This is a genomic window from Citrobacter sp. Cf116 (assembly GCF_030336505.1).
In the GTDB taxonomy this organism is placed as follows: Bacteria; Pseudomonadota; Gammaproteobacteria; order Enterobacterales; family Enterobacteriaceae; genus Citrobacter; species Citrobacter freundii.
Genome location: NZ_JAOWEQ010000036.1, coordinates 1 through 6,837, shown reverse-complemented (window position 1 = coordinate 6,837; position 6,837 = coordinate 1). Strand labels below are relative to the sequence as shown.

The 6,837-nt window shown below is 47.1% G+C and carries 12 protein-coding genes and 2 pseudogenes; all 14 read right to left on the bottom strand.

What is annotated here, in order from left to right:
* Nucleotides 1-317 (bottom strand): phage terminase large subunit family protein (locus OGV74_RS09325; RefSeq protein WP_286520141.1); only part of this gene is annotated, 317 nt, incomplete at its 3' end.
* 3 nt (nt 318-320) lie between these two features.
* A complete protein-coding gene (locus tag OGV74_RS09320; protein WP_047358011.1) occupies nt 321-827 on the bottom strand; it encodes a DUF1441 family protein in 507 nt (168 codons plus the stop codon).
* A gap of 286 nt (nt 828-1,113) precedes the next feature.
* Nucleotides 1,114-1,593, bottom strand: coding sequence for a hypothetical protein (locus OGV74_RS09315; protein ID WP_110248570.1), 480 nt, complete (start codon nt 1,591-1,593; stop codon nt 1,114-1,116).
* A 45-nt stretch (nt 1,594-1,638) separates the two neighbouring features.
* Nucleotides 1,639-2,229: a hypothetical protein gene (locus OGV74_RS09310; RefSeq protein ID WP_286520702.1), complete on the bottom strand. Its 591-nt coding sequence runs from the start codon at nt 2,227-2,229 to the stop codon at nt 1,639-1,641.
* An 8-nt stretch (nt 2,230-2,237) separates the two neighbouring features.
* Nucleotides 2,238-2,765: a DUF2514 domain-containing protein gene (locus tag OGV74_RS09305; protein WP_286520700.1), complete on the bottom strand. Its 528-nt coding sequence runs from the start codon at nt 2,763-2,765 to the stop codon at nt 2,238-2,240.
* Nucleotides 2,762-3,310, bottom strand: coding sequence for a lysozyme (locus OGV74_RS09300; protein ID WP_286520697.1), 549 nt, complete (start codon nt 3,308-3,310; stop codon nt 2,762-2,764). The genes OGV74_RS09305 and OGV74_RS09300 overlap by 4 nt, the downstream gene beginning before the upstream one ends.
* On the bottom strand, nt 3,282-3,560 hold the full coding sequence (locus tag OGV74_RS09295) for a phage holin (protein ID WP_286520695.1): 279 nt from the start codon (nt 3,558-3,560) through the stop codon (nt 3,282-3,284). The genes OGV74_RS09300 and OGV74_RS09295 overlap by 29 nt, the downstream gene beginning before the upstream one ends.
* Nucleotides 3,561-3,906: 346 nt before the next feature.
* A complete protein-coding gene (locus tag OGV74_RS09290) occupies nt 3,907-4,095 on the bottom strand; it encodes a hypothetical protein (protein ID WP_100272347.1) in 189 nt (62 codons plus the stop codon).
* A gap of 992 nt (nt 4,096-5,087) precedes the next feature.
* Complete coding sequence (locus tag OGV74_RS09285) at nt 5,088-5,777, bottom strand: bacteriophage antitermination protein Q (RefSeq protein ID WP_286520691.1); 690 nt, start codon at nt 5,775-5,777, stop codon at nt 5,088-5,090.
* Nucleotides 5,774-5,905 carry a YlcG family protein gene (locus OGV74_RS09280; RefSeq protein ID WP_286520689.1) on the bottom strand — a complete coding sequence of 44 codons (132 nt, stop codon included), beginning with the start codon at nt 5,903-5,905 and terminating at the stop codon, nt 5,774-5,776. Before OGV74_RS09280 ends, OGV74_RS09285 begins: the two co-directional genes overlap by 4 nt.
* Nucleotides 5,906-5,952: 47 nt before the next feature.
* Nucleotides 5,953-6,087: pseudogene (locus OGV74_RS09275) on the bottom strand (recombination protein NinG); the annotation flags it as partial.
* 23 nt (nt 6,088-6,110) lie between these two features.
* Nucleotides 6,111-6,317 carry a hypothetical protein gene (locus OGV74_RS09270; RefSeq protein WP_061381131.1) on the bottom strand — a complete coding sequence of 69 codons (207 nt, stop codon included), beginning with the start codon at nt 6,315-6,317 and terminating at the stop codon, nt 6,111-6,113.
* Nucleotides 6,317-6,637, bottom strand: a pseudogene (locus OGV74_RS09265) (DUF1367 family protein); the annotation flags it as partial. The pseudogene OGV74_RS09265 and the gene OGV74_RS09270, both read right to left, overlap by 1 nt.
* Nucleotides 6,638-6,639: 2 nt before the next feature.
* A partial coding sequence (locus tag OGV74_RS09260; protein WP_286520687.1) for a RusA family crossover junction endodeoxyribonuclease occupies nt 6,640-6,837 on the bottom strand: 198 nt, incomplete at its 5' end.

The following is a 6,837-nucleotide window of genomic DNA, read 5'->3' as shown; positions in this document are numbered from 1 at the left end:
TCTTCCGTCATCTGAATGATGAGCATGTCAGACGGATCGCAGACAACGTTGTACACCACCCAGCCATCAATCAGACCAATGGTTTTACCCGTTCGGGCAGGGCCAACAAAAATGACAGCATCATATTCGCGTGATGCCAGGCAGTTCATCGGCTCCACAACATAAGGGGCAAGATTAGGATCCCACTCAACGGAGTTACCCACACCGACCGGAACACGCATATATTTATGTACGGCTTCGGCTACAGGCATTCGGCGCGGTGCTCTGATGATCCCGGCAGTGTTTTTTCTTAGCTCCGCCGCCGTGGCCTGTCGCATGGCTTACTCCTCTTCTGGCGAACTGTCCTCCTGTTCCGGTGTATCTGCCTGCTCAACCTTCAGGGCTATCTGATCTCGCAGGTCATCAATGACTTTTTGCACCCGAACGACAGCTGCAGGCGTCATCGCGCAATCACGTTCAAGAATATCCGGCAGCGTTTCCAGCACCTGAACGACGGCTTTTGCCATCGATGAAAATTCTCGGGTCACTGTCGATGCCGGGATTAACTCACCTGTTTCCTGCTGGAATTTAAGCCTCTCGCGTTCAGACTGAAACCATGCCTTACGATCCGGCGGTAACATCTTATCGATATCCACCAGCTCGGGTGCCGTGGTCCGGCCCAGCAGTTCCCGGAGAATATCGACAACAGAATAAAGCTTGAGACGAGAATTACTGCCCGGAGCAGGCTCAACGTTATTCAGCCTGCTGGAGATCGTCTGACGATGAAGATCGGTCACCGCTGCCAGCTGATTGATATTGAGGCGAAGGTTTTTCAGTTCGTTATCCATGATGATGAACAATATTTAACCATTTCGACATCGTGAATAATTTCACGACTGAAATATCAATAAGTTAAGGGAATGATGATGATGTCGATAAAATGCAAAAAACCAGCCGTTTTCCGCGTGTCCTCGCCCCCTCGGTGTTCAGGATCGCCAGGAGGACCCGCGCAAATGATAATGATCATCAATCATAGGTTAACAACTAAAGCAATCGTAGAATTCGACGAATAAAACCAACATAAATTATTTAATCGCATGAGAAATATAGAGCCCCATGAACGGAGCTCTAAAATTAGTTTGACAAAATTAGTATTCTTTTATTTTTCCTAAGATGGTTAATTTTTGCTTCGGCTTCATGATTGCTGATTTTACCACTAGTATATTCTGATTGAATTTCGGCAAGTTCGTTAAATATTGTTGATGCCTCTTCTCTCGTTTTTCTGCGATGCATCATCAATGTTGATATATATACTGCTGAGAGCGTGTTGTATGTTTCATTTAAACCAATAAAGCTTATCTGATCTAATTCAGGGAGATTTCTTTCAGGAGCTCTTATCATCGAGGAATGATAGTGATAAATTGACACCCGAAAATTCTTTAACTCTATGGCTTCTTCCTGTCGTTTCCATCCAAAAATTGCAATCCCAGCGACTACCGCAGCAACAATCGTTGCGAAGACAGAAGCCCATGTCCCTAGCATCGACCAAAAAGCCCATTCAACTGCAGCACGGTTAGCAACTAAAGTTTCATAAGCGATGTAATTTGCGTCCATTTCTACCTCATATAGTTTTTGAGGTTATTGTAGCGAAAATCATTATCAATGGCACTCAGTCAATGATCCTTTCGAGTGATTCTCTAAAATGTTAAGCATATCCGCCTGTGAGAAATTTATTAGTGATTGTTCACCAGAAATTCTCCGGATAGCTTCATTCGCAACACTATTGATAAACAACTCATGCTGCTTAATTATTTCTTCAGTTTTCTTAGTTATGAGGTTCCACTCTTCATCGAATGACTTTCGGCAAGAAGGATTTAATGACCTGTAATAATATCGGAACAACTCAGAAGCCATAAAGTAATCTGGCCACGCACCTTTGTAATCGCCAATAAGATGAATATAGATCTCATTATTAAACTCCCCGCAGACAAGACTTTCGGATTTTGCTCCGCTGAGTAAGTTGATAATCCGGTTACCAAGATGAGAATTTATTTGTTCCAAGTCCACAAAGTCTGGATGTGGGTTACGTTCGCAATATGAATCACCGTTATTGGTAGTTGCAATGACCAAATCCTTACTTGCTTTTTCAAGTATCCAACCTGTTATCCAGTGCCCAGCCTCATGCTTAGCATTGCTAAAAGTTATCGCTTTTCTCATAATCATACCATCGCAAAGTAAAACCCCAATCATAACAGTTTTCAATGCTTAATTATGTGCTGAACCATGTTGTTACTTGAGATTCTCACAGAGTAGTAAATACGCTCACATGCAATACCTACTGTATAGCGTTGATCAGCGATTGCAGCATAATATCGAGCTTGTTCTGCAACGCTTGCGAGCATGTCGGCGAGCATTCTGGCGTCGGCGTCGGTTGTTTTGCTTCGGACGGTAGCGGCAAGATCTGCGGTGTGCTTTGCGGCGTCCAGGCGGGCGGCAAGCTTTGTTGCTTTCGTCCGCAGCTGGCTAACAGTGGCAGACAGACCAGCAGCAGTGGCAGCAGATTTAGCGGCTTGTGCTTGTGCATCTTTTACGGCCTCATCCCGGGCAATAATTCGCCCTTGTTCAATCATTCGGGCTGCGGTCTGCGCGTTCGCTGTTTGCGATGACTCCGCGCTATCACGTTCCGCCCACTTCTTTTCCCAACCACGGTTACTCCATACGTTTCCCGCGATGAATGCGACAGCCGCCAGCAGCGAAATGGTAATAAATCGATAGCGCAGGCTCACTGGTCTATCCCCCAGCACGTCAGCGCGCTTTCCTGGTCCCGTCGTTCTACCTGCCCATAGCAGCCATTTTTCTGGCCTTTGGTCAGACGACAATCGCGGCCACCGTCTTTAATCCACCAGCGAATAGCTTCACAGGCACCTTTACGGTCACCAGCGTTAATGCGCTTATAGAACGTGGAAGGGAAACATTTTCCGGGGCCGATGTTGTAAGGACAAAATGACGCAATACCCGCTTTCTGTGGTTCGGTCAGTGATACTTTGATATTTCGCTCAACCCACGCCAGCGCCTTGTCGCGTTCTATGGAGTTCACCTTGGCGCATTTCTCAGCAGACAGCTTCATGCCCTGAACTACTGGCTTACCATCAACCATCGTGGCGCCACGGCAAATAGTCCAGATTCCGCCGCCGTCGCGATATGCTGTCAGGCTGTTACCCTCTTTCTCATCCAGAAACTGATCGAGAATCACGGGCGCGGAAGCCCCCGCAAGAATCAAACCAACGACCGCTGCGCTCAGTTTATTCTTCAGCTTTGGTGGCATAGCCATTGCGCCGATCCTCCCGTTCTTTCCAGCGGAAATACCAGTTCACTGCACAAGTGATAACTGTGCATGCGATACCGACAATAATTGCCCAGTCGCTCAGGCTTAACCCTACAATTCTGTCGGCCAACATCCAGGACACCTCTTTTGCTGTTTTCGCTGTTTCGGCATATGCCTTCGCTGATACACCGCAGCCGGCAAGCGTGGTTCCTGATCCATATGAAAGTCTGCTGTAAATGGTGCTCATTCTGGTCATAGCCTCACCTCCGATAGTTCGGATGGCATTATCAGGTGTGATGTAATAATGGAGTGGTGATTCCTTTTTTTAGTGCAATCGCACTTCTGGAGTGCATACACCGTAACAAGGTCACCATAAGTAATTGATTTAATTCTCTGAAAAACTGGTTCATTTATTGCTTGATGAACATAACCAAATGGAACCAGAGGGATGAATGATGACAAATACTTTCTTTTACCATTTACAATACTGGGGTTACCTTGCAGTTCTAATATTCCTGTATCAGGCAGTCTTCAATTGAATGACTATTAAGAGCCTGAAAATAAAAATCCCCGGCCATAGCCAGGGATTTGATTTTTGTTTTTTATCGCGGCGGTTGCAGCGGCCCTGCGAGAACCTCTGCCTCACCGTTATGGCAAATGTCATCGCCTCTGGTCAGATGCCAGACACCTGTGATTGTTTTACCCGTTTCCAGATCATCAACAGTGTCATTCGTGTAATACGCTACCTGTACAATGCCTACATGCTGAATCCAGTAATACCCTTCTTTCATACATTCCTCCGCAATACTAAGCAAACAGTATAGAACGGAGCAGATGATGCAGCGTTGCAAGAAACCACAACAAACTCAATGTTTGCTGTCCAAGGTGCACATCCTGGCCTTAGAGCCTCACATCCGATTCTTCGGATGGCGCTGTGTGTATGAAAAGGGTCGCCATATGGCGACCTCTAAACTTTAAATAGGATTTTCTCAATGAACGGCTTCGTGATAAATAATCTGCCCGCCCATACCTGAAATCAGCTTATCTACTCGAATATAATCCGTATAGAAAAAAGATGGAGCATAATCCCAGTGACAGAGTGCGATTTCACGCTTCAGATATGTGTCATAGTAGATAACATGAGCCTTACATGACCTGGTTTTTCCTCCAGATTGCGTGGGGTATCTCATTTTGAATCGGTAATTGTCACTCACATGCTTATTAGCTGATGAGATCATTATTAACTCTGGAACGTTCCAAAAGGTAAAAGTCAGGTACATCATAACGGTGAGACAAACGCCAAAAAGCCTCTTAACCAGACCTGTTGAGAACTTATTACTTAGGTACACACGCCAAGCAATGAAAACTCCTATCACGAAGGAAGTCCCCACAATAACTGACTTATAAAGCACCCCATCAAAAAGGTATGTGTCGTGAGTTGTTTTGTCTGCCCATGCACACCAGATAACCCAAATGACTACGAAGCAGAATGAAATCAGCTCTACCTTTGTTGGCAACCTCATTATCATTAATCCATTTCTCAACTTCTTTGAAGCGAAATATATCAAATTGACAACTACCTTTGATACCTCGAAGTGAACTTAGACTTGACGCGTCTGGCAGGGATTTAGCCAGCGAGAATTCAATTATGGCTTGAGTGCTTTACCGCTTGTCTACATTCAAATAAAAAAGCCCAAGGCGTCAACCTCAGGCTTGAAAACTCATTTACTGCCAGTGCATACAACAATGGCACAATATCAGATTTACACGAAATATATCCATTTCAGTTCGGTTTTGCAAGACTTACATCCAAATTTGTCGCCTTTTGTTGTGAACGTGATCGCGAAACAGAAAGGAGCGCCTGATTATCAAGGTGCACGAATTCTTGTTTCATCGCCAGCCAGTGCGGGAGGTAGGTTTCAGTCCAAGTTGGCTTTGATACCCCTACCAGTTGCGCCAGCTGCTGGTACTCGTATGTGCTGCGCCCTGCTAGTTCTGCTTTCACATCATGAGCAGCAAGCCAAATTAACGCCTTCAACCGTTCGATGGTTTTACCAGCTATCTTTCGAGACCCCATCTGCGACTTGAATTCAGCCCACGCCCACTGAGTAATCAACACCTGACTCTCCCAGCTTACGTTCTCGCTGTAGTTCCACAGTAGCCAGGCCTTCTGGGGTTCTTCAAGTGACATCAGCGCCCGGCGCCACGATGCGGTGTAGAATTCTACCGGCTGCACCAGGGGAATATGTGAACCCTTGGCATGCGACTGTTTGCCCGGTATTGGTGGGTTATCCAGCGTAATCATTTTCCCGGTCACTTCATCATACACACGGAGCTTCTTACGTTTAAACGTTCCCGTATCAAACTGGGCGTTCTCAAGCCACGCCATCAACTGCCCTTTCGTCGCACCACTTAAATCGGCGGTGGCCACCATCAGCTGCTGGCGCACGTATTCGAGAAATTGAGTGTTCATACAGTACCGCCTATGGTTTTAATGTAGTTCTTCAGTATTCGGTAGTCCGTCAGCACAGAGCCGGGGAAATGGTATAAGCGCAATCGCTGCCAGCGAACGCGAATGATCTCGTTCAGTTCTGGTGTCATGCCGCCTCCCTGCTCTTAATTAACTCGCGACGCAGTGCGCTGTAATACTTCCTGACGGCTTTTCGCTTGCGCCAGGCGGCTCGCTCTTTCTTCTCAGCTGCACGCTGTTTGGCAGAATCCTTACGTTGCGCGGCCTCCCGCGCTTTTCTGGTCTGCTCTTTGCCGACAGCGCTGGCGCACTTGCAGCGTGGTAGCTTAGCCATAATCACCCCCAGACCTTTTGGCGAAAGGTTCTTGGTGTGCGCGCCGGATGCTCGCATTCAGGCAATTTTGCGCTGACAGTCCAGGTGATGTTGTCGCGATTCAGACTGCGTTCGACCGTGGCGCCACGGCGACGGTAACTCTCCAACAGTTCGTCGGCCTGCTCGGTTGTGCATTCATGGTGGTGAAACCAGGAGTATTTCATCGCCATCACCCCGCAAAGCTCATGAGTTGCGCAGCGGCGTTTTCCGCTTCTCGCTGAGTCTTGAATGCCCGAGACAATACCCAGTGCCACAGAACATCGAGCGCGGCTTTGTACAGTTGCTGGAACTCGGTTTCCTCCATGTTGGCAAAAGCTATGCTGCGGGGGTGTTTACGAAGAGTTCCGTCAGGCAGTTGAATTGCGTCGTAATGGCCGGATTCGACAATTACCCATGAACGGTAAGCACCAAAAGATTTGCAGACACTGATACTTCCTGCACGCCTGTCAGCGATTCGATCCAGGTATTGCTCTGCAGCATCAAGCAGCGCCCTCATTCTGCTATCTCCCCGATAATTATTTGTCCCTTCTCTCCCCATAATTTTGTGACGCGTGAATCCCAGATGTGAGCGTCATCTTCGTAAATAGCATCCATCAGGGCTTTCATCATATTGTCGAAATCAGGTTTAGCCTGGTGTGGTTTACCGTTGAACTCAGCCCGTTTCTTTTTGCTCCAGCTCGCTGGCATCGG